The following is a 20,430-nucleotide window of genomic DNA, read 5'->3' as shown; positions in this document are numbered from 1 at the left end:
CACCTCCGTTCATTGGCCGCTGCCAGGGCTGGGCGGCATGACCTGGATGACTTGGGGAATGGCGTCGTACTTGCGCTCGGCCAGGCGCCGCCCCTCAGCCGATTGCAGGCTGCAATCCTGGTCGGAGCTGGCCTCGAAACGCACCGCTTCTTCTTCCCATACGGCGTCCAGGGCCTGGGGCGTGTTGTCCGCAGGCTCAGCGCTGGCGGCCGGGCGCTGTGTGGCGATACTGTCGCTGGCACCGATCAGGGTCAGCAGAGCACGGGGAACCAGGGCGTAGCGGCTGTTGCGCTCTTCCAGACGGGCCCCGAGCAAGACCAGGATCGACTGGATCTCGCCCAGCCATTGGCCGATCTCGGCTTGGTCACGCGTGGACAGGTATTCGAGAAACAGCGGCAGATGGTCAGGCAGCTCGCGGGCATCCAGCAGGAAGCCGGCAGCCGCGTATTCGGCCAGCAGGTTGACCATCGCCTGGCCCCGGTCGCGCGACTCGCCATGTACATGCTCGAACAGCAATAGCGACACCGCGCGGCCACGGTCGAACAGCTCCACGTAGGCTTCCTCGAGGTCAAGCAGGTCGCTCGCCGCCAGGTCCCGGCACCACTGCGTCAGGGCCTTGCGCAGCGGCTGCGGCCAGCGGGTTTCGCTTTCGATGAGTTCGATAAGTTCGGGGCTGGCGGCCAGGAGTTCGGCGCTCGGATAATCGAGCAGGCGGGCCAGCACGCGCAGACTCAGCATGCATTCACTCATGACGGCTGTCCTCCAGCGGGTCGAATGTCTGCACCGGCCTGACCAGCGTGGTGGTCTGTTTGCGTCCGCCGAACAGGCTGATCTCGTTGCGCCCGCCATTGCACCCGTCGCCGAAGGTGAAGCCGCAGCCGCTGCGCTCGGCGAATACGTCCGGTATCTGCTCACGGTGGCCGGTGGGGATGACGAAGCGGTCTTCATAGTTGGCAATGGCAAGGTACCGGTACATGTCTTCGACCTGGCGCTGGCTCAGCCCGACTTGGTCGAGCACCGCCGTGTTCAGCGTACCGTCGACATGTTTGCCCCGCATGTACACGCGCATCGCCATCAGGCGCTTGAGGGCCAGTACCACCGGGGCCTCTTCGCCGGCGGTGAGCATGTTTGCCAGGTACCGCACCGGGATGCGCAGCGATTCTATTTTCGGCAGCACGCCGTCGAATTCGACGTGGCCGGCCTCGGCCGCGGACTGAATCGGCGACAGAGGTGGCACGTACCAGACCATGGGCAGGGTGCGGTACTCTGGATGCAGTGGTAAGGCCAACTGCCAGTCGATCGCCAGCTTGTAGACCGGCGAGGCCTGGGCCGCGCTGATGACGCTGTCGGGCACACCGTCCTTGCGCGCCTGCTCGATGATGGCTGGGTCGTGCGGATCAAGAAAGATTTCGCACTGGCGGTGGTAGAGGTCACGGTCGTCGGCCGAAGCCGCCACCTCCTCGATACGGTCGGCGTCGTACAGCAATACACCCAGGTAGCGAATGCGCCCGACGCAGGTCTCGGAGCAGACCGTTGGCTGGCCGGTTTCGATGCGTGGGTAGCAGAAGATGCATTTTTCCGATTTTCCGCTCTTCCAGTTGTAGTAGATCTTCTTGTAAGGGCAGCCGCTGATGCACATGCGCCAGCCCCGGCACTTATCCTGGTCGATCAGCACGATGCCGTCCTCCTCGCGCTTGTAGATCGCCCCGCTGGGGCAGGATGCGACGCAGGCAGGGTTGAGGCAGTGCTCGCACAGGCGCGGCAGGTACATCATGAAGGTGTTTTCGAACTGGCCGTAGATGTCGGCCTGGACCTGGTCGAAGTTGACATCGCGGCGGCGCTTGGCGAACTCGGTGCCGAGCAGTTCCTCCCAGTTCGGGCCCCACTCGATCTTGTTCATGCGCTGCCCGGAAATCAGCGAGCGCGGCCGGGCGACTGGCTGGTGGTCGCCGCTCTTGGCCGTGTGCAGGTGCTCATAGTCGAAAGTGAAGGGCTCGTAGTAATCGTCGATTTCCGGCAGGTCGGGGTTGGCGAAGATATTCGCCAGCACCCGCCACTTGCCGCCGATGCCTGGGTTGATCGAGCCGTCAGGGTTGCGCACCCAGCCCCCGCGCCACTTTTTCTGGTTCTCCCACTCCTTGGGATAGCCGATACCGGGCTTGGTCTCGACGTTGTTGAACCAGGCGTATTCGACGCCTTCGCGACTGGTCCAGACGTTCTTGCAGGTGACCGAGCAGGTGTGGCAGCCGATGCATTTGTCGAGGTTCAGGACCATGCCGACCTGGGAACGGATCTTCATTTCACGGTCTCCTGCTGGTAGTCGTTGCCCTCGCCGTCCAGCCAGTCGACCCGCTTCATCTTGCGCACGATGACGAACTCGTCGCGGTTCGAGCCTACGGTGCCGTAGTAGTTGAACCCATAGGACAGCTGCGCGTAGCCGCCGATCATGTGGGTTGGCTTGGGGCATACGCGAGTCACCGAGTTGTGGATGCCGCCACGGGTACCGGTGACCTCGGACCCGGGGATGTTCACGATGCGTTCCTGGGCGTGGTACATCATCGCCATGCCGGGGCGCACGCGCTGGCTCACTACCGCTCGGGCGGCAATGGCGCCGTTGGCGTTGTACACCTCGATCCAGTCGTTGTCGGCCACGTCGATGCGTTGGGCGTCGTCTTCGCTGATCCAGATGATCGGCCCACCACGCGACAAGGTCTGCATCAGCAGGTTGTCGCTGTAGGTGGAATGAATGCCCCATTTCTGGTGCGGGGTCAGCCAATTCAGGGCGATCTCCGGATTGCCGTTACTCTTCGGCGCGGCAACGCTGGCGGCCGCCTTGGTGTCGATCGGCGGGCGGTAGACCATCAGGCTCTCACCAAACGCGCGCATCCAGGGGTGGTCCTGGTAGAACTGCTGGCGACCGGTGAGGGTGCGCCAGGGGATCAGCTCATGGACATTGGTGTACGAGGCGTTGTAGCTCACGTGTTCATCCTCCAGGCCTGACCAGGTGGGGCTGGAGATGATCTTGCGCGGTTGCGCCACCAGGTCGCGGAAGCGGATCTTTTCTTCTTCCTTGCGTTTGGCCAGGTGGCTGTGGTCGCGGCCGGTGAATTTCGACAGCGCCTCCCAGGCTTTGACCGCCACATTGCCGTTGGTCTCGGGCGCCAGGGTCAGGATCATCTCGGCAGCGTCCAGCGCCGAAGCCAGGCGTGGGCGACCGGCGGCCGACCCTTCATGTTTCTGATAGTTGAGCTGGCCGAGCAGGTCGACTTCCGCCTCGGTGTTCCAGGCGATGCCCTTGCCGCCGTTGCCGAGGGTGTCGAGCAACGGCCCGACTGAACTGAATCGCTCGTAGGTTTCAGGGTAGTTGCGCTTGACCTCGATCAGCGAAGGCATGGTCTTGCCGGGGATCGCCTGGCACTCGCCTTTTTTCCAGTCGCGCACCTCGGGTTGGGCCAGTTCTGCGGGGCTGTCGTGTTGCAGGGGGAGCGTAACCAGGTCGGTTTCCTCGCCCAGATGACCAACGCAGACACGGGCGAAGGCCTGGGCGATACCGTCGTAGATCTGCCAGTCGCTGCGCGCTTCCCAGGCCGGGTCGGTGGCGGCGGTGAGCGGATGAATGAACGGATGCATGTCCGAGGTGTTGAGGTCGTCTTTCTCGTACCAGGTAGCGGTGGGCAATACCACGTCCGAATACAGGCAGGTGGTGGACATGCGAAAGTCCAGGGTCACCGCCAGGTCGAGCTTGCCTTCGATGGCGTCGTCCTTCCACACCACCTCTTCGGGCTTGTTCCCGCCGGCTTCGCCAAGGTCCTTGCCGAGCACGCCATGGCGGGTGCCTAAAAGGTACTTGAGCATGTATTCATGGCCCTTGCCGGATGAGCCGAGCAGGTTGGAGCGCCAGACGAACAGGTTGCGTGGGTGGTTCTGCGGATTGTCCGGGTCTTCGCTGGCAAATCGCAGCGTGCCGCGCTTGAGCTGATCCACGGTATAGTCCACCGTGCTCTGCCCGGCAGCCTGGGCAGCAGCGGCCAGGCGCAAGGGGTTGATGCCCAGCTGCGGCGCCGAGGGCAGCCAACCCATACGCTCGGCGCGCACGTTGTAGTCCACCAGGCTGCCGCTGAAATCCGTGCTGCGGGCCAGCGGTGACAGCAACTCCTTGACCTCGAGCTTCTCGTAGCGCCACTGGCTGGAGTGGTTGTAGAAGAATGATGTGCTGTTCATGTGACGGGGTGGACGGTGCCAGTCGAGGGCAAAGGCCAATGGCGTCCAGCCGGTCTGCGGGCGCAGTTTTTCCTGGCCGACGTAATGCGACCAACCGCCGCCGCTTTTGCCGACGCAACCGCAGAGGATCAGCATGTTGATCAGCCCGCGGTAGTTCATGTCCATGTGGTACCAGTGGTTCATCCCGGCACCGACGATGATCATGGAGCGGCCGTGGGTCTTGTCGGCATTGTTGGCGAACTCGCGAGCGATGCGGATCATCTGCTCGGCCTTGACCCCGGTGATCGCCTGCTGCCAGGCCGGGGTGTAGGGCTTGAGCTGGTCGTAGCCGCTGGCGCCATCGTCCTCGCCAGTGCCGCCGACCGTGGCGCTCAGACCGCGATCGATGCCGTAGTTGCCGGCGCTCAGGTCGAACACGGTGGTCGCCAGCACCTCGCGGCCGTCGGCCAGACGCAGGCGCTTGGCCGGGATATGGTGGTAGAGCACGTCGCGTACGGGCACATGGGTGAAATGCTCGCGGGCGATACCGCCGAAATAAGGGAAGGCGACCCGCGCCACTTCGTCATGGCGACCCAGCAATGACAGGCACAGTTGCACTTCGCCACCGCCGGCCTCGACGGTTTCCAGGTTCCAGTGGCCGCTTTCGCCCCAGCGGAAACCGATCGAGCCTCGCGGCACGACCAGGCGCTCGCCCTGCTCGTCCCAGGCGAGGGTCTTCCATTCGGGGTTGTTGGCCTGCTCCAGGTTGCCGGCAAAGTCACTGGCGCGCAGCTGCTTGCCAGGCACCAGCGTGCCGTCTTCGCGTGGTTCCAGCTCGACCAGCATCGGCATGTCGGTATAGCGGCGAATGTAGTCGGTGAAGTAGGCGCTGGGGTTGTCGAGGTGGAATTCCTTGAAGATCACATGGCCCATGGCGATGGCCAGGGCCGCGTCGGTGCCTTGCTTGGCGCTCATCCACTCATCGCAGAGCTTGGCGATTTCCGCGTAGTCGGGGGTGATGGCGATGGTCTTGGTGCCCTTGTAGCGCACCTCGGTGAAGAAGTGCGCATCGGGCGTGCGGGTCTGCGGCACGTTCGAGCCCCAGGCGATGATGTAGCCGGAGTTGTACCAGTCGGCCGACTCGGGCACGTCGGTCTGCTCGCCCCATACCTGCGGCGAGGCGGGCGGCAGGTCGCAGTACCAGTCATAGAACGACAGGCACACGCCGCCGATCAGCGACAGGTAGCGGGTGCCAGCGGCATAGCTGACCATCGACATGGCCGGGATCGGCGAAAAGCCTGCGACGCGGTCGGGGCCATACTGCTTGACCGTGTAGACGTTGGCGGCGGCGATCAGGGTCTGCAACTCGTCCCAATCGCTGCGTACGAAGCCGCCGCGACCACGTATCGTCTTGTACTGGCGGGCTTTGTCCGGGTCCTCGACGATGCTCGCCCAGGCCCGCACCGGGTCGGGCTCGACGGCCAGCGCTGCACGCCAGAGCTGGATCAGCGCCTTGCGCACCATCGGGTACTTGAGCCGGTTGGCGCTGTACAGGTACCACGAGTAACTGGCGCCTCGGGGGCAACCGCGTGGCTCGTGATTGGGCAGGTCGGGGCGGGTGCGTGGGTAGTCGGTTTGCTGGGTTTCCCAGGTCACCAGGCCGTTCTTCACGTAGACCTTCCAACTGCACGAGCCGGTGCAGTTCACCCCATGGGTGGAGCGGGCGATCTTGTCGTACTGCCAGCGCTGGCGGTAGCCGTCCTCCCAATCGCGGCTCTCGTCACGGGTTTCGCCGTGGCCGTTGGCGAATTCGGGCGGACGTTTGACCAGGTAGCGCAGGCGGTCGATAAAGAAACTCATGGCTTTCCTCCGTGAGGGATGCGCGGGCGATCAGCAGCGACTCTCGGCGCCAGGCCGGGTGTAGTAGAACCAGGTCAGTGCGATGCACAGCAGGTAAAACATGATGAACCCATACAGCGCCGGCTCCGGGCCGCCGCTGAGGTCGAACGCGCTGCCGAACGACTTGGGGATGAAGAAGCCACCGTAGGCGGCCACAGCCGAGATGAAGCCCACGGCGGCGGCGGATTCCTTCTCGCTGACCAGCGCCTGTGTTTCGGCAGGCAGGTTGGGGAACAGGTGTGGAGCCTGTTGGCGGAAGATCGCCGGGATCATCTGCGTGGTACTGGCGTTGCCCACGCCAGAGAAAAGGAACAGCAGCAGGAACATCGTCAGGAATGCCCAGAACGAATCCGCCGCTATCGACACCAGCACGCCGACCACGCAGGCGGCCATGGCCACATACACCCACAGGCTGATGCGGCCACCGCCGAAGCGGTCGGCCAGGCCGCCGGAAAAGGCCCGCGACAGGGCGCCGATCAAGGGACCAAGGAAGGCATACCTGAGGATGTCGACCTCCGGGAACAGGCGCCCGGCCAGCAACGGGAACCCGGCCGAGAAGCCGATGAAGCTGCCGAAGGTGCCGGTGTAGAGCACGCTCATCAGCCAGGTGTGCTTGCGTTTGAAGATCGCCAGCTGGTCGCTGAGCGACGATTTGGCGCTGGCGATGTCGTTCATACCGAACCATGCCGCTGCCGTTGCGGCGAGGATGAACGGTACCCAGATGAAACCGGCGTTCTGCAGCCACAGCGGTGTGCCTTCGGTGGTGCTCTGCGGTGCCCCACCGAGGCTGCCGAACACCCCGACGGTAATCACCAACGGCACCAGGAACTGCATGACGCTCACGCCCAGGTTACCCAGCCCGGCATTCAAACCCATGGCCGCGCCCTTGGCCTGCTTGGGGAAGAAGAACGAAATGTTGGCCATGCTCGAGGAGAAGTTGCCGCCACCCAAGCCGCACAGCAGCGCCAGGATCAGCATGACCAGGTAAGGTGTTTGCGGATTCTGCACGGCAAAGCCGATCCACAGCGCTGGCAGCAGCAGTGAGGCGGTGGACAGTGCGGTCCAGCGCCGCCCGCCGAAGATCGGCACCATGAAACTGTAGAAGATGCGCAGGGTGGCGCCTGACAGGCCTGGCAAGGCGGCCAGCCAGAACAGCTGGTTGGCGGTGTAGTCGAAGCCGGCCAGCGGCAGCTTGGCCACCACCACCGACCAGACCATCCAGATGGCGAACCCCAGCAACAAGTTGGGGATCGAGATCCACAGGTTGCGGGTGGCGATGCGCTTGCCGGTGGCGGCCCAGAACGTTGGGTCTTCCGGGTGCCAGTCGCGCAGTACGAAGCTGCTGGGGGTGGACAGCTCGGGCAGGTCGCGGGCCTCGCTGCGGGTCGCCCATTCGACGCGCTCGGCCATGCGGATCGCGTAGTGCATCCAGGCCAACGCCCCGGCCGCAACCAGGAACAGCAGCATGAAACAGCTTTGCCAGATGCCGATCACGTCGTTGAGCATGCCGAACGTCAGCGGCAGCAGAAACCCGCCCAGGCCACCGACCGTACCCACCAGGCCACCAACCACACCGACATGCTGTGGATAGTAGGTCGGGATGTGCTTGAACACCGCCGCCATGCCCAGTGACATGAAAAAGCCCAGGGTCATGATGGCCACGGCAAAGCCCACCAGGCCCAGATGCATGCTGAACGCGATTTCGCCGTGCACGCCGCTGATGATGTAGCGCGTTGGTGGGTAGCTGAGCACGAAGGTGCATAGCGTCGAGATGCCCAAGGACCAGTACATCACCCGCCGCGCGCCCTGGCGATCCGACAGCCAGCCGCCCAGGATGCGAAACAGCGAGGCCGGTACGGTGTAGAGCGCCGCGACCATCCCCGCGGTGGTCAGCCCCAGCCCGTAGACCTGCATCAGATAGTGCGGCAGCCACAGGGCCAGGGCGACAAAAGCCCCGAAGACGAAAAAGTAATACAGCGAGAAGCGCCACACGCGAAGTTCAGCCAGCGGGGACAGTTGTTCGCGCAAGGCCGGCTGATGACCTTGGCGTGTGCTGCTTTGCGGGTCGGTCTTGGCCAACAGGATGAACAGCACGCCCATGCCTGCCAGTACCGTCGCGTAGACCAGTGCTGCGCCACGCCAGCCCAAGGCCAGCAACAGCAGCGGTGCGGCGAAGTTGGTCAGGCCGGCGCCGACGTTACCGGCTCCGAAGATGCCCAGTGCCGTGCCCTGGCGCCCTGGCTCGAACCAAGTGGACGTGTAGGCGGTGCCGACACTGAACGAGCCCCCGGCCAAGCCCACTCCCAATGCGGCGAGCAGCAGCGTGAAGAAGCTGTTGGCGAAGCTCAGCAGGTAAACGCACAGCGCCGAGAGCAACATCAACAGGCCGAACACCCAGCGTCCGCCATAGCGGTCGGTCCACAGACCGAGGAAGAGTCGTGAGATCGCCCCGGTGAGCACCGGGGTGGCCATCAGCAAGCCAAGCTGAGTATCGGAAAGGGTGAATTCGTCCTTGATCTGCAGACCCAGGATGGACAATACCGTCCACACCGCGAAACACAGGGTGAACGCAAGGGTGGACAGGCCAAGCGCACGATACTGGTCCTTGGTTGCAACATTCGAGGCCATGCAAGCACTTCCCTATGGGCGCGGCAGCGACGTTTGTGAGTCAGCCAGATACCTACAGGGTCGAGTTTCCTCGCCGTGCGAGACGCAATTCGCCAGCCGAACCACGGTTTAGTGCAGCGTTTGGTTATTGTGCAAAGAGAGGGTAGAACCCAATCGTTTGGCTCGCCAATTGACAAGGCGCGTATGGCTCAGGTGAATGAGCGCGCAGTTGGCCATGTTTCGTTTGAACCCTGCTCTACGTGGTTCATAGCTTACGCAGGGATTCGACGTCGAACATTGACATCGAGCAAGGATCCAGCTCGAGTGCGATGGCTTCGAACGTTTCGACCGGCTCCCCCTGTTCCCGCACAATGTACTCGGCGCGATTCCGGTCGGTATCGCTATCGAGCCATTCCCGGGCAAGCGCTGGGGGCAGGACGACCGGCATATGGGCTCGTTCGACTGCCACCGCAGCTCTGTGCTCAGCCGCCAATAGAACGAAGCCATCACCAGGGAGCGCCCCACGGTCCTGGCGCGGGTACTGCCCCGCCGCCGCGATCAGGCACGGGTTGCGGTCACGGCGTCGCACGTAATACACCTGCGTGTCTTCGTTCTGCCATTCAAACCAGCCGTTAACCGGACACAAGGCCCGGTGTTGCCAAACGGGCTTCCAGTAAGGGCTGTGGCTAACCTTGTCGGCTGGGGCAAACGCTTGCAACGAGTGGGCGTTTGCCCAGCGGGGGCACCAGCCCCAACGGATTTGATCAAAAACCAACTCGTCATTTTCAGCATGCAGCAGCCCCGCGCTGGACTCGGGGGTGATAACGCTGCCTAAGGTTTGCCCTTGACCAACTTCAGGGCCAAGCGAGAGCGTAGCAGTCAACTCCACCACGGAGCCGAATTGAGCCAGTTGTTTGCACATGCTCAGCGTCCTCAAAGTCGTGCTGAATAGCATCGAGTATGATGAAAAATCACAATACCGAAAGCGTGCAGGCGCTGCGGGTACCCGACGGATGGCAATTTGGGTTCGGCCAGTGTCCTGCTGGGATATCGGGCTGCCGAAACTGCCAGCTTCCAAGCACGGAGAGTTTGAACGTCAGTTAAAAGGCCAAGAGAATGGGCTAAACAGTCTGACAGTTGAAGAGCATCTGGAAAATGTCGCCAACCCGGTCAAGCGTAACCCAGCGTTTGCAAAAGCGGCTCGCAGCGATTTGGAGTTGAGTTTAAAGTTAAGATTTCAAGATGAACTCTTCTTGACCATGGATATCAATTAAGCAGCATCGACGGCTAACCAGCAAAGTTGATGCTAATGGATAGAGTGTTTGCTAGATTCATAGAAAAACTTGGTGCTCCGTTTGACCGACAGGAGGTGCCATCGTCGAGTATCGAGCGTTACCGAGGAAAGCTGGCAGATCAGCTATTGGAATATTGGGCTGAGCATGGATGGTGCGGGTATTTTTTGGCTGGTGAACCCACAAGAATATGAGGGGATTGTGTCATCTTGGCTTGAAGGCACTGAATTTGAAGAACTTGATTGTTATCACCTTATTGCTAGAGGTGCCTTTGGAGATCTCTATTTTTGGGGGAGACGACAGGTGCCTCCCTTAAAACAACCAACATAGTTTCTCGATACATCACCCATGCCTCCGCCATTCCTGCGGATCAGATGGACAAAAGGCTTCAAAGCTTTTTGATCGGCATGGACGTGAAATATAATGATTATGACGACCTATTCAGACCGGCAAAGAAGAAGCTTGGCATTTTAAATTCCGATGAAATGTATGCTTTCACCCCAGCGTTGATGCAGGGTGGGGTGCCGACGATCTTGCACGGCAATGTGACAAGTGACCCGGTCGCGTATAGCCACATGCCGAGAGACACGATTAATGCAACGGACATGGTACTTATATCTCCTGGGGCTACCGTAGCTGTTTACCACGAGTGGCAGCTTTGGGTCGATAGCGGTCAGCCATGACCGGCAGCTATCGACCCGTTGCTGCCGGTGAGCCGGACAGCAATCTTTGTGGGAGCGGGCGTGCCCGCGAAGAATCCAACGCGGAGCCTGGCACCGGCTGCGCCGGTGTTCGCGGGCACGCCCGCTCCCACAGAGTGCGCATCGCGCTCATGAAACCAGTTATTTTTCAGCGTCTGCTTTGGGTCGTTGGTGACCAGCCAGATGCCGGTGGACAAATGGCATGCACTGATCGGCGATCTGACCTTGGGCGATGCAATCCTCGACCGGCTGGTGCACAACGCTTATCGAATCGAACTGAAGGGGGAATCGATGCGTAAGCGCACGACGAAATTGACGGTGGCAGGGCCTTCAGACTAACAATGCAACCCTGCGTCGCTGCGCTCCGACTGCCTGTCCGAATGAGCGTGGAATCCGCAGGTTAAGAACGTATGTGTGCATCGTGCGCGAATTCCAGCGGGCTCCACTTTTGGAGCAGTGAAACTAGCGCAGGCATTAGAACTAATGCACCGATCATGTTCCATACAAACAGCAGCACCAGCAGTACACCCATATCGGCCTGGAATTTCAACGATGAGAATACCCAAGTACTCACCCCCATTGCCAGGGTGATACCGGTGAAAGCAACGGATGTGCCGGTAGTTTTGAGTGCTTCAAAATAGGCCCGATGCAAGTCCATGCCTTGACGCAGGAAGTGCTCCATGCGGCTATAGAGGTAGATACCGTAATCGACACCAATGCCCACACCCAAGGCGATCACTGGCAAGGTGGCGACTTTCACCCCCAAGCCGATCTTGGCCATCACGGCCTCGCACAATACCGTCGACAGATACAGCGGTGCCATCAGGGCAAAGGTCACTTTTAACGATTTGAACTCCCATAGCACCACCAGGGAAATGATGATGAACACCAACACCAACATCACTTTTTCCGAGTGTTTGATGACGTTGTTGGTCGCCGCTTCGATACCGGCGTTACCCGCCGCCTGGAGTAGCGTGTAGTCGCTACCGGTATGCTGTAGGTTGAACTGCTCGACGGCATCGCTGACGCGGTTCAGCGTTTGCGCCTTGTGGTCACGGAGGTACAGGCCAATGGGCACGAGGCTGCAGTCACTGTCGAGCTGCTCGGCGGGAACACCTGAACGGGCGTTGTTCATCACGTACTGGTCGCGCGATAGTTCTGCCCATTTGGGGTTGCCTTCGTTGCGCGCGAGAATGTTGAAACGCATGGTGTCGTACAGTGACTGCACGGACTCCACGCCTTCGATATCACGCATGTAACGTTCGAACTGATTGGCAAGGTCGGCGGCGGCAAAGCGGGCGCAGTGTTCTGTCGGGGTTATGAACATTACCAGATAGACATCGGTACTGGTGGTGTAGTGTTCGAGCAGGTAGGCGTTGTCCTGGTTATAGCGCGCTTCGGGGCGAAACTCCGGAGCACCGCCGTCCAAATCACCAATCTGCAGGTCGTTGCGTGCTTGGTAGCCGACCATGAGCAGCACCAGGCTGGCGAGGACCAACGGTATTGCCAGGCGCGGCTCAACCACGACTGCCAAGCGGCGAAACACCGGCCAGGAGGCCTTGGCGCGGGCGTGTTGCCGAGCGATGGCCGTTGGGCTGACGCCGACATAGGACATCAATACGGGCAGCAAGAACATCTTGGTGAAGATAGCGACGAATACACCAATGCTGGCGGTGATTGCCAGTTGCTTGATTACACCGATATCGATCACCAACAGCGTGATGAAGCCTACTGCATCGGCCAGCAGCGCAGTGGTCCCGGGAATGAACAACGCGCGGAAGGTGCGCCGCGAGGCGTCTATGGGCGTATGACCTTGTGCCGCTTCACTGACCATCAAGTTGATGTTCTGCACGGCATGGCTGATGCCAATGGCGAAGATCAGGAACGGCACCAGGATCGAATAGGGGTCCAGGCCATAGCCGAGCAGGCTGAGGATACCCAGCTGGCAGATGACGGTAAGCAGGCAAGTCGCGACGGTGACGGCAGTGCTGCGCCAGCAGCGGCAATAGAGAAACAGCAGCGCGCCGATCAGCACCACGGTGAGGGCGAAGAACAGAGCGATGTTGCTCGCCGCAGCCAGCAAGTCCCCGATGATCTGCGCGAAGCCGATAACGCGAATGGTGACCCCTTTACTGGCGAAGTGTTCGCGCACCTGCTGTTCAAGCGCCTGGCAGAAAACCCCATAGTCCAAGGGTTGGCCGCTTTGCGGATCGTTATCGAGCAGTGGCACGCGAATGATGGTCGAGCGCAGGTCGTTGGCCACCAAGCTGCCGAGCAGGTTTGCGCGCAGCAGGTTTTGCCGCACCTGAGCCAGGGCTTGCTCGCTGCCATCATAGCCGTCGGGGATCACCCGTCCGCTGCGCACGCCCTCGGTCGTAACCTCAGACCATACGGCGTTTGGGGTCCACAACGACTTGAGTTTGCCGCGGTCGACGCCGGGTATGTAGAAGACCTTGTCAGTGACCTCGCGCAGCGTTTCCAGAAATGCCGGGGTGAAGATATCGCCTTCGGGGTTTTCGACGATGATCCGTAGCACATTGCTTTGCGGGCGAAGCACCTCTTCGAACCGCAAGTAGTTCTGGATGTAGGGGTGGCTGGTTGGGATCATCCGCGTGAAACTGGCATCGGCCCTGAGCGACAAGGCTTTGTAACCCAGCAGCAGCGTGGCCAGCAGAAACAGCAGGAGCACGGGGGCGCGATGGTGGAACAAGGCCCGTTCCAGGCCGTTCAGCAAGCGCGATTCACCATTGTTCAGTTGTGGGCCGTGTTTGGCCTGGACATTCATTGCAGGTACTCCTTGAGCTCGTCGCGCTCGAGCAGGCGCAATCCGCGGTTGCCGACAAGTGCCAGCGAGCCGTCAGGCAACACCGCGGTACTCAACCATACGGCCTTGTTGCGCGGTTGCAGGGCTCGCACGTGCTGCCGGTCGGTGCTGTGCAGCAGGCCTGTTTGGCCGGTGAACAGCACACTGTTGTCGGGCAGCTGTACCGCGCTATAGAGGCTGGTCGCAGTGGGTGATGTGATGGCGTGCCAGTGTTGACCCGCGTCCTGGCTGCTGAACAATGCGCCACCGAAGCCCATCGCCAGGACCTGGCCGTCGCGCAGCTGCACCAAGTTGTAAAGCGATGCCTGGGTCAGTGCCTGTGACTGCCACTGGCCAGCGGATCGGCGATACACCTTGCCGCCTTCTCCAGCGATCAGAAGGTCGCCGTTGGAGAGACCCAGCACGGCGTTAAGATGCAAGCGGTCCGGGTTGTCCAGGCCTGGAACGTAGCCCCATGTTTGGCCGCCATCGGTGGTATGCAGGACGGTTCCGTAGGCGCCGACCACCCAGCCTTCGCTTGCACTGCGGAACCAGACGTCGAGCAAGGGCCGCGAGGGGCCGGCGTCGGCGCCGGCGCTGATGTCGTCGAGGGCAAAGCGGGCGTTGTCCAGCGCAGTTTCATCAGCGCCTGGGGTCGCCTGCAGGCGGTCCACTTCGTCCTGGGCCCATTTGAGCAGCATTGTGTTGATGGTTCGGCCGTCCAATTGTTTGGCCCACGAAGCGCCGGCATCGTCACTGTGCAGCACCACGCCGTCATGACCCACCGCCCAACCATGCTGATCGTCGACGAAGTACAGGGCGGTCAGCAGCAGGTCCACAGGAACCTTGGCTTGGTCGACGTGGCCATTCGATTGGCGCACCAGGATATGACCGTCGGCGCCGACCATGACCACGCGCCCCGCCACGGACTGTGCATCCGTCAGTGGCCCATGCTGGGCCTTGGCTGTCAGGCGTGCAGGGCGTTCCAGCCGGTCCGGTAACACCGTCGCGAAGGTGGGCGACAGCAGGCAAGTGAGGCTCAAAGCAAGGCCGTAGCGAACAACGGTGGGCATCTTCATCGGACACATCTCAAGAGCGGAGAAGGATGGCGGCAAGGCCATCCTTATGGTGCAGTGGCGGCATCAGCGTCCCGAACGACGCAGGGCCGATGGGTTGAAGTCAGCCAGTTTGGCGGTCAGCCCAAAGCGGGCGCTGCGCTCTTCATTTTCCAGGCCGTAGGTCACGTAACGACGCGCTTGCAGGTCGTAGACCACTTCGCTGACATGGATTGCCGAGAGCACGTCGTAGCGTTGCAGGCTGTGCGCCTCTTGAACCCGCCACAGCTCGCCACGGCCGTCATACAAGTCGGCGCCAAGGATGCCCCAGCTGTCCTCATCGACGTAGAACACCCGCTTGGCATAAATATGCCGCTCGCCCGGCTTCAGCGTGGCTTCAACCACCCAGACCCGGTGCATCTCGTAGCGCAGCAGATCCTGGTTGAGGTGGTTGGCCTGGATGATGTCTTTGTATTTGAGGGTGCGGCTGGCCAGTTTGTAGGTGTTGTAAGGCACCAGCATTTCCTTCTTGCCTAGCAGCTTCCAGTCGTACTTGTCCGTTGCGCCGTTGTACAGGTCGATGGTGTCGTAGGTGCGCAAGCCGTCGGAGGTGCCCAGCGGTGAGTCATAGGCCGCTTCTGGCGCACGTAACACGCGGCGCTGGCCAGGGTTGTAGGTCCAAGCCAGGCGGGCTTCGCCGGTCTGATCGATGGGTTCGTGGATCAGGGTTTGGCTACCGGCGACGCTTTCCGGCGAGGTCACCTTGCCCAGGTAGTAGTAGAGACGGTTGGGCTCAGGGTTACCCATGGCCGAGGCCATGACGGCTCTTACTTCACGACGGATCGGGGTGAAACTGCCATTGCTCTGCACCACCATCTCGGTGGGGTAGTACTGATAGCCCCCGGTACGGTAGCGCACGAAGTGGTTGAACAGCGCTTCTACGCCGGATTTGGGAATGGGGAAGGGCACGCTGCTCTTCTCATAGCCTGTCAGGCCATTGCCGCCATTGACCAAGTTGACTGTGGCCGCTTCCTGGCGGATTTGCGCGTACTCGCTCTGTGGTAGCGCCGCAGTGCGATGGCTGGGGTACACCGGCATGCTGAAGTCCGGGTATTTCTGCAAGATCGCCTGGTAGCCCGGGGTGAGGTGTGCCGCGTACTGCTTAAGGTTGGCGGCGGTGACGGTGTACAGCGGTTTCTCGCTGGCAAACGGATCGACATAGCCCTGACCTGGTGTGAACCCGGCAGGCGCCTGGGTTAGGCCACCGCTCCAGGCCGGAATGCTGCCGTCGGCGCTGGCGGCCTTTTCGGCGCCGGTGGGGGTGAGGTCCTGCCCCAGGCGGGCGAGGTCGGTACTGCTCAGCTGGGCGAGGGCGGCGTTGCTGGCCAGGCTGAGGAAGCTGCCCAAGGCAGCAGCGCGAAGCAGAGTGGTATTCATGGTAGACCTCACGTTTAGAAGCCCATGCGCAGGCTGAGGGAGACAAAATCCCTGTCGGTGGTGGCGAACGGAGTATTGCCACTACCGGACCAGGAAAGTTCTGCAGAGTAATTCTGCAGGTAGTCGAACTTGGCGCCGACCGAACCTTGCAGACGGTCTTCGGAGAACACGCCGTCGTATGACCAGCCTTTGATGTCCTGGCCAAAAGCGATGAAGGGTGAGAAGTTGACTCCGGCAAATAGCCCTGGATAGTTCAACTGCGCGCGCAGCCGATAGCCCCAGGAGAATTTGCTGGCATAGCCATCGCTGGAGCAGCCCCGCTTGCGGTACTTGTCCTCGCTGACCCCCAGTGCGCAGCCCCGGACGTTGCCGCTGGCCAGATCCGAGCCGTAGGTATCGCCCTTGGCGTAACGTCGCTCGTCGAGCCCGGGCAGATCGTGCATGTATTTCATGCCCGCTTCGCCGATCAGGTTGAGGCTGTCGGCACCCAGTACTTGCGGGATAGATTTGATTGCCCCCAGCGACACTTGCGAAATCTTCCGACGGTCATAGCCGTTATAGGCCGACCCCGGTGCGGCGTTGATTGCGTCCTGGCCAAGGGTGATGTCTTCGCCGATCAACTGACCGAGCTGGCCGGCGTTGCCGGCAAAGGCTGGGATGAGGTCACCGGTAGCCAGTTGCACAGGTTGGTTGGGGCGAAAACTGTATTCGCCGAACACCGAAGTGCCCCACAGGTTGGTCGAGAAGCTCAGGCCGAAGATGCGGATATCTTCCGGAAAGTCGGCAAAGTAACGGCCATTGGTGGCCTGCTGACCGGGCAACCAGCCGGCGCCAGGACCCGGGCGCAGGTCGGTGATGATGCTGGCGTAGGGAGTGCGCGAGTGAATGTTCATCGCATAGGCGCCGAACTCGGTGCCGATGCTGTCGGCAAAGTAGCGCAGGGCCAGGCCGAACTGGCCGGCATTGGACGGTTCATTGTCATCAGCGCGGCGGATGATCTGGTCATTGGCGAAGCTGACCGGATCATTGGCGCCACCCCGTGGCACGCCAAAGCAGCCTTCGGGAATGTAGTCGTTGGTCGAGAAGTAAGTGCCGCAACCCTCGAGCACCGTACGGCGCCATTGCAATTGGTAGAACGCTTCCAGGGTGAGCTTGTCGGTAAGGCCGAAGTTCCCGTACAGCATGGGCACTGGCAGCAGCGCTTCCTTGACTTGCGAACCCGGCCGGCGCAAGGCGGCGACGTCAATCGGGTTGATGGCGTTGATGCCGTTCTGAAAGTAAAGACCTTCGCCCCAGTTGATCACCTGGTTGCCGGCGCGGGCGTTAATCGGGTGATCGGCGATATTGAAGTCACCGAACACGTAGGCATCGAGTAAGGCCAAGCCCTGGAATTTGGCCAGTTCGTCGAAGTGGCTGTCGTCCAGTTTGCTGTCAGCCTTGTAACCGTTGGAGGAGTGGCCGAAGTCCACTTCACGGTTACTCAAGGTGTAGTCGTACCAGGCCTTACCGCGAATGAAGGCGCCGTAGTTGCGCCAGTTCAGTTCCATTTCGCCGAGCAAGGTGACGGGGGACGACACCAGATTGCGCTTGCGAAAGTTCAGCCGGCCATCGTCGCCGGTACGTCCGCCGCTGGCATTGAATTCGCCAGGTTGGCCATAGCCGATGGCATTGGCGTTACCTTGGAAGATGTTGTCGGCGCTGGGCTTTTCTGCACTCCACAGGCCACCAATGCTCAGGCTGCCGTTGTAGCGACCGCTGACTTCACCCCAGTTGAACTCGCCAGCACTGGCATAGCTGCACAGGGCGCAAGCCAAGGGCGTCAGCAGGAATGTCGTCAACGGACGTTTGTGTGTTGTGTGATGGGCTCGTGGGGAGCTCATGATGGCTGCCTCTTGGTTATTGTTATTGGAATACCGGCAGCACGAAGCCCAGCAATGGCCAAGTGCTGTTGAATCAACCAGGGAGTGGCGACCGGTCGCTGGGACCGGCCGTGTTGACGCGCTACAGCACCGCGGGGAGCAGGGCGCTGACCATGCTGTTGAAGGCGGCCGTGGTGTCAGCCGCCTGGCGCGTTGATACCGGGGCCGCGCCAGCACTGGTGGCGCGTGGCGCCATGTCAGGTGCCGAAGACATCTTGACGATCACCAGTTCACGCTTGGGGTTGATGTAGATGCGCTGGCCAAAGCGTCCGGCTGCTTCAATCGAGCCATCACCATCGTTCTTCTGGTACCAGTAATCGCGGTAGGCATAACCGGCGCGGTCTTTGGCCTTGGGGCTCTGGGCGATCAACGCCTGGTTATCGTGGGGTTGCAAGGCCAGTTTCACCGCTTGTTCAAATGACGAACTGGCAGTGGGTTTGCTCCAGGCCTGGCGAATGGCTTCGGCAAAGCGCGCGGCATCGCGCAGGGTGCTGCTCATGCCGCCGCTGGCCATCTCGGTTCCCAGGGCATCGACCTGGCTGTAGGCGTCATCCTCGGCAAACTGCGACCAGATACGCTCCGACACCAGCGCCGACCAGCTCTGGCCGGTAACCCGGCGGATGGCCCAGGCCACTGCTTCGGGCGAACCGTTCTGGTAGTACCAGATCGGTGTGGCGCTGGGCTGCTCGGGCAACGTTGCCGCCTGCAGGAAGCTGTAGATGTTGTCGGGCATGCCCGCCTGGCGCGGGACGATCCCGGCAGCGGCGAACAGGCCAATGTCCGGTGGTACCTTGGCCGGGTACACCGCTTCGACCTGCATATCCAGGTTCTGCTGCAGCGTTGCCTCGCCGAACGGTGTACCGGCCAGTTCTGGCACATAGCTGGACAGCTTGGCATCAGCCGAGAGCTTGCCTTCGGCGATCAGGCTGGCGGCGAGCAGGCCGGTCACCGACTTGGTCATCGAGGCCCAGATGTGCGCTTGCTCAGGTGCGAACGAATCGAGGTAGCGCTCGTACACCAGCTTGCCACGGTGCAGGACTATGAAGCCGTCGGTGAAGGTCGCACTCAGGTACTCGGGCAGCGACAGCGATTGTTCGCCGATGGTGAACCGCAACTGGTCGAGGGCGACAGGTTCACCCCTTGGCAGCGCCAACGGGCTGGGCGCGCGACGGATGCCGGTAGTGGGCGCCATGGCCCGGGCGTTGCGCAGGGCCCAGCGCAGGTTAGGCAGTTCGAAGGCGTTCTGCTTGGTCACGCGCTTGTCGGCGGCCGGGGGAAAGCCCTGCATCACCCCCAGGCGGACCGGGTCACTGGTGTCGCTGGCGGCCAGGCTCTGGGTGCTGACAAGCCCCAGCAACAGCGCCGGCAGCAGCCGTTTGCAAAGGGTAAATGCGGGTGCGGTTTCAGCGGTGATGCCACTCATTGTTGTTATCTCCAGGCGTTACAGCGTGAGGGGAGCGCCTATCCCCAGCATTGCAGCCCAAGGGTGAGCCGACATTGAACTCAGTCTGAGAGCGCGATATATCTGTGCGCAATGCATCAACAGCTATAGAGCCATAGCCAAGAGGAATGTCATGGACGTGCGCGACCTGGAATACATCATCGCGGTTCAGCAGTGTGGAACGGTGGGCAAGGCGGCGGAACAACTGGGCATTACCCAGCCTTCGCTGACCAAGGCGGTGCGACGGGTCGAGACCCTGCTGGGGGTGATGCTGTTCGAACGCACCTCCACCGGCATGCGCCTGACCCAGGCTGGTGAGCTGTTCCTGGTCCGTGCCCGGCGCCTGAGCCGTGACTTCGACGATGCCCTGGCCGAGATGCGCAGTATCCGCAGCGGTGAACAGGGTGGCGTGCGCCTGGGGTATTCGCCGTCGCTGCCCGACGCCCTGGTGGTTGCCAGTTGCCGCCGGCTGTTGCGTGAGCGCCCAGCGGCGCGTTTGCGCATGCGCCGGCGCCTGGCCAGTGAACTGCTGGAACTGCTGCGCAATGGAGAGATCGATGTCGCGGTGATGCCGATTTCGGCAGGCACCGAAGAATTCGACACCCAGGTGCTGTATGAGGATTGCCTGGCAGTAGTCGCCGATGCTCGGCACCCGCTGGCGGCCAGCAAGCGCCTGCAGCTCAGTGATATTCAAGATCAGCAGTGGCTGTTACCCGAAGGCCACATTCGCATTCGCCAGGCCCTGGATAACGCGTTCATCAAGCAGGGCCTGCCACCTCCGACCCTGCGAATCGAAGCCGACTTCAGCAGCGAGGCGCTGTTCGCGCTGATTGTCGGGACGCCCACGCTGACCTTGTCGCGCTGCGGGCGCATGACCCAGGCCGCTGGCCTGGTTCCGCTGAATCTGGACCTTGGCGGTCTCGATCTGCGCCGGCGTATCGGCCTGATCACCCGTTCCGGCGGTTATCTGTCGCCGGTGTGCAAGCGCCTGATCGAACTGTTCCAGGACGAAGCCTGCGAGCGCAACATCCAGGAGTGGCTGTAGCGGCGGGCCATCCCATTTTGTTATGGGGGAC

At 61.6% G+C, this 20,430-nt stretch carries 11 protein-coding genes and 3 pseudogenes; 4 read left to right on the top strand and 10 right to left on the bottom strand.

Features of this window, described 5'->3' with window-relative positions; translation table 11 throughout:
- Positions 1-9: 9 nt before the first annotated feature.
- The 5 genes from narJ to TZ03_RS08665 all read right to left on the bottom strand — a co-directional run bounded on the left by narJ (position 10) and on the right by TZ03_RS08665 (position 9,628).
- Positions 10-750 (bottom strand): nitrate reductase molybdenum cofactor assembly chaperone, encoded by a 741-nt coding sequence (narJ, locus tag TZ03_RS08685; RefSeq protein ID WP_051097050.1) that lies wholly within the window; start codon positions 748-750, stop codon positions 10-12.
- Positions 743-2,299 (bottom strand): nitrate reductase subunit beta, encoded by a 1,557-nt coding sequence (gene narH / locus TZ03_RS08680; RefSeq protein ID WP_051097049.1) that lies wholly within the window; start codon positions 2,297-2,299, stop codon positions 743-745. Before narH ends, narJ begins: the two co-directional genes overlap by 8 nt.
- Positions 2,296-6,060 carry a nitrate reductase subunit alpha gene (locus TZ03_RS08675; RefSeq protein WP_051097047.1) on the bottom strand — a complete coding sequence of 1,255 codons (3,765 nt, stop codon included), beginning with the start codon at positions 6,058-6,060 and terminating at the stop codon, positions 2,296-2,298. The genes narH and TZ03_RS08675 overlap by 4 nt, the downstream gene beginning before the upstream one ends.
- Positions 6,061-6,090: 30 nt before the next feature.
- A complete protein-coding gene (locus TZ03_RS08670; protein ID WP_051097045.1) occupies positions 6,091-8,727 on the bottom strand; it encodes a nitrate/nitrite transporter in 2,637 nt (878 codons plus the stop codon).
- Positions 8,728-8,971: 244 nt separating this feature from the next.
- On the bottom strand, positions 8,972-9,628 hold the full coding sequence (locus TZ03_RS08665) for an SOS response-associated peptidase family protein (protein ID WP_051097044.1): 657 nt from the start codon (positions 9,626-9,628) through the stop codon (positions 8,972-8,974).
- Positions 9,629-9,767: 139 nt separating this feature from the next.
- Here TZ03_RS08665 and TZ03_RS29950 point away from each other — a divergent pair.
- The 3 pseudogenes from TZ03_RS29950 to TZ03_RS08650 all read left to right on the top strand — a co-directional run.
- Positions 9,768-9,968, top strand: a pseudogene (locus tag TZ03_RS29950) (polymorphic toxin type 15 domain-containing protein); the annotation flags it as partial.
- A 47-nt stretch (positions 9,969-10,015) separates the two neighbouring features.
- Positions 10,016-10,537 (top strand): annotated as a pseudogene (locus TZ03_RS08655) (GAD-like domain-containing protein); the annotation flags it as partial.
- 327 nt (positions 10,538-10,864) lie between these two features.
- A pseudogene (locus TZ03_RS08650) lies at positions 10,865-11,038 on the top strand (ATP-binding protein); the annotation flags it as partial.
- A gap of 61 nt (positions 11,039-11,099) precedes the next feature.
- Here TZ03_RS08650 and TZ03_RS08645 read toward each other — a convergent pair.
- The 5 genes from TZ03_RS08645 to TZ03_RS08625 form a co-directional block, all read right to left on the bottom strand.
- Complete coding sequence (locus tag TZ03_RS08645) at positions 11,100-13,484, bottom strand: efflux RND transporter permease subunit (RefSeq protein WP_051097042.1); 2,385 nt, start codon at positions 13,482-13,484, stop codon at positions 11,100-11,102.
- The gene (locus TZ03_RS08640; protein WP_051097040.1) at positions 13,481-14,581 is read right to left on the bottom strand and encodes a WD40/YVTN/BNR-like repeat-containing protein; all 1,101 of its coding nucleotides are present in this window, start codon (positions 14,579-14,581) and stop codon (positions 13,481-13,483) included. Before TZ03_RS08640 ends, TZ03_RS08645 begins: the two co-directional genes overlap by 4 nt.
- Positions 14,582-14,644: 63 nt before the next feature.
- Positions 14,645-15,994, bottom strand: a complete 1,350-nt coding sequence (locus TZ03_RS08635) for a DUF1329 domain-containing protein (RefSeq protein WP_051097038.1) — start codon at positions 15,992-15,994, stop codon at positions 14,645-14,647.
- A 14-nt stretch (positions 15,995-16,008) separates the two neighbouring features.
- On the bottom strand, positions 16,009-17,874 hold the full coding sequence (locus TZ03_RS08630; protein WP_051097037.1) for a DUF1302 domain-containing protein: 1,866 nt from the start codon (positions 17,872-17,874) through the stop codon (positions 16,009-16,011).
- Positions 17,875-17,995: 121 nt separating this feature from the next.
- Positions 17,996-19,336 (bottom strand): serine hydrolase domain-containing protein, encoded by a 1,341-nt coding sequence (locus TZ03_RS08625; RefSeq protein WP_053388417.1) that lies wholly within the window; start codon positions 19,334-19,336, stop codon positions 17,996-17,998.
- Positions 19,337-19,487: 151 nt separating this feature from the next.
- Between TZ03_RS08625 and TZ03_RS08620 the strand changes: the two genes are divergently transcribed.
- Complete coding sequence (locus tag TZ03_RS08620; RefSeq protein WP_051097036.1) at positions 19,488-20,399, top strand: LysR family transcriptional regulator; 912 nt, start codon at positions 19,488-19,490, stop codon at positions 20,397-20,399.
- Positions 20,400-20,430: the final 31 nt, after the last annotated feature.

Origin of the sequence: Pseudomonas sp. 10-1B (assembly GCF_000935045.1) — a bacterium.
In the GTDB taxonomy this organism is placed as follows: Bacteria; Pseudomonadota; Gammaproteobacteria; order Pseudomonadales; family Pseudomonadaceae; genus Aquipseudomonas.
The sequence above is the reverse complement of the archived record's forward strand: the minus strand, read 5'-3'. Positions and strand labels throughout refer to the sequence as shown.

Coding starts and splice junctions, on each gene's coding strand:
- narJ (WP_051097050.1), bottom strand. CDS start 750: ATGAGTGAATGCATGCTGAGTCTGCGCGTGCTGGCCCGCCTGCTCGAT.
- narH (WP_051097049.1), bottom strand. CDS start 2,299: ATGAAGATCCGTTCCCAGGTCGGCATGGTCCTGAACCTCGACAAATGC.
- TZ03_RS08675 (WP_051097047.1), bottom strand. CDS start 6,060: ATGAGTTTCTTTATCGACCGCCTGCGCTACCTGGTCAAACGTCCGCCC.
- TZ03_RS08670 (WP_051097045.1), bottom strand. CDS start 8,727: ATGGCCTCGAATGTTGCAACCAAGGACCAGTATCGTGCGCTTGGCCTG.
- TZ03_RS08665 (WP_051097044.1), bottom strand. CDS start 9,628: ATGTGCAAACAACTGGCTCAATTCGGCTCCGTGGTGGAGTTGACTGCT.
- TZ03_RS08645 (WP_051097042.1), bottom strand. CDS start 13,484: ATGAATGTCCAGGCCAAACACGGCCCACAACTGAACAATGGTGAATCG.
- TZ03_RS08640 (WP_051097040.1), bottom strand. CDS start 14,581: ATGAAGATGCCCACCGTTGTTCGCTACGGCCTTGCTTTGAGCCTCACT.
- TZ03_RS08635 (WP_051097038.1), bottom strand. CDS start 15,994: ATGAATACCACTCTGCTTCGCGCTGCTGCCTTGGGCAGCTTCCTCAGC.
- TZ03_RS08630 (WP_051097037.1), bottom strand. CDS start 17,874: ATGAGCTCCCCACGAGCCCATCACACAACACACAAACGTCCGTTGACG.
- TZ03_RS08625 (WP_053388417.1), bottom strand. CDS start 19,336: ATGAGTGGCATCACCGCTGAAACCGCACCCGCATTTACCCTTTGCAAA.
- TZ03_RS08620 (WP_051097036.1), top strand. CDS start 19,488: ATGGACGTGCGCGACCTGGAATACATCATCGCGGTTCAGCAGTGTGGA.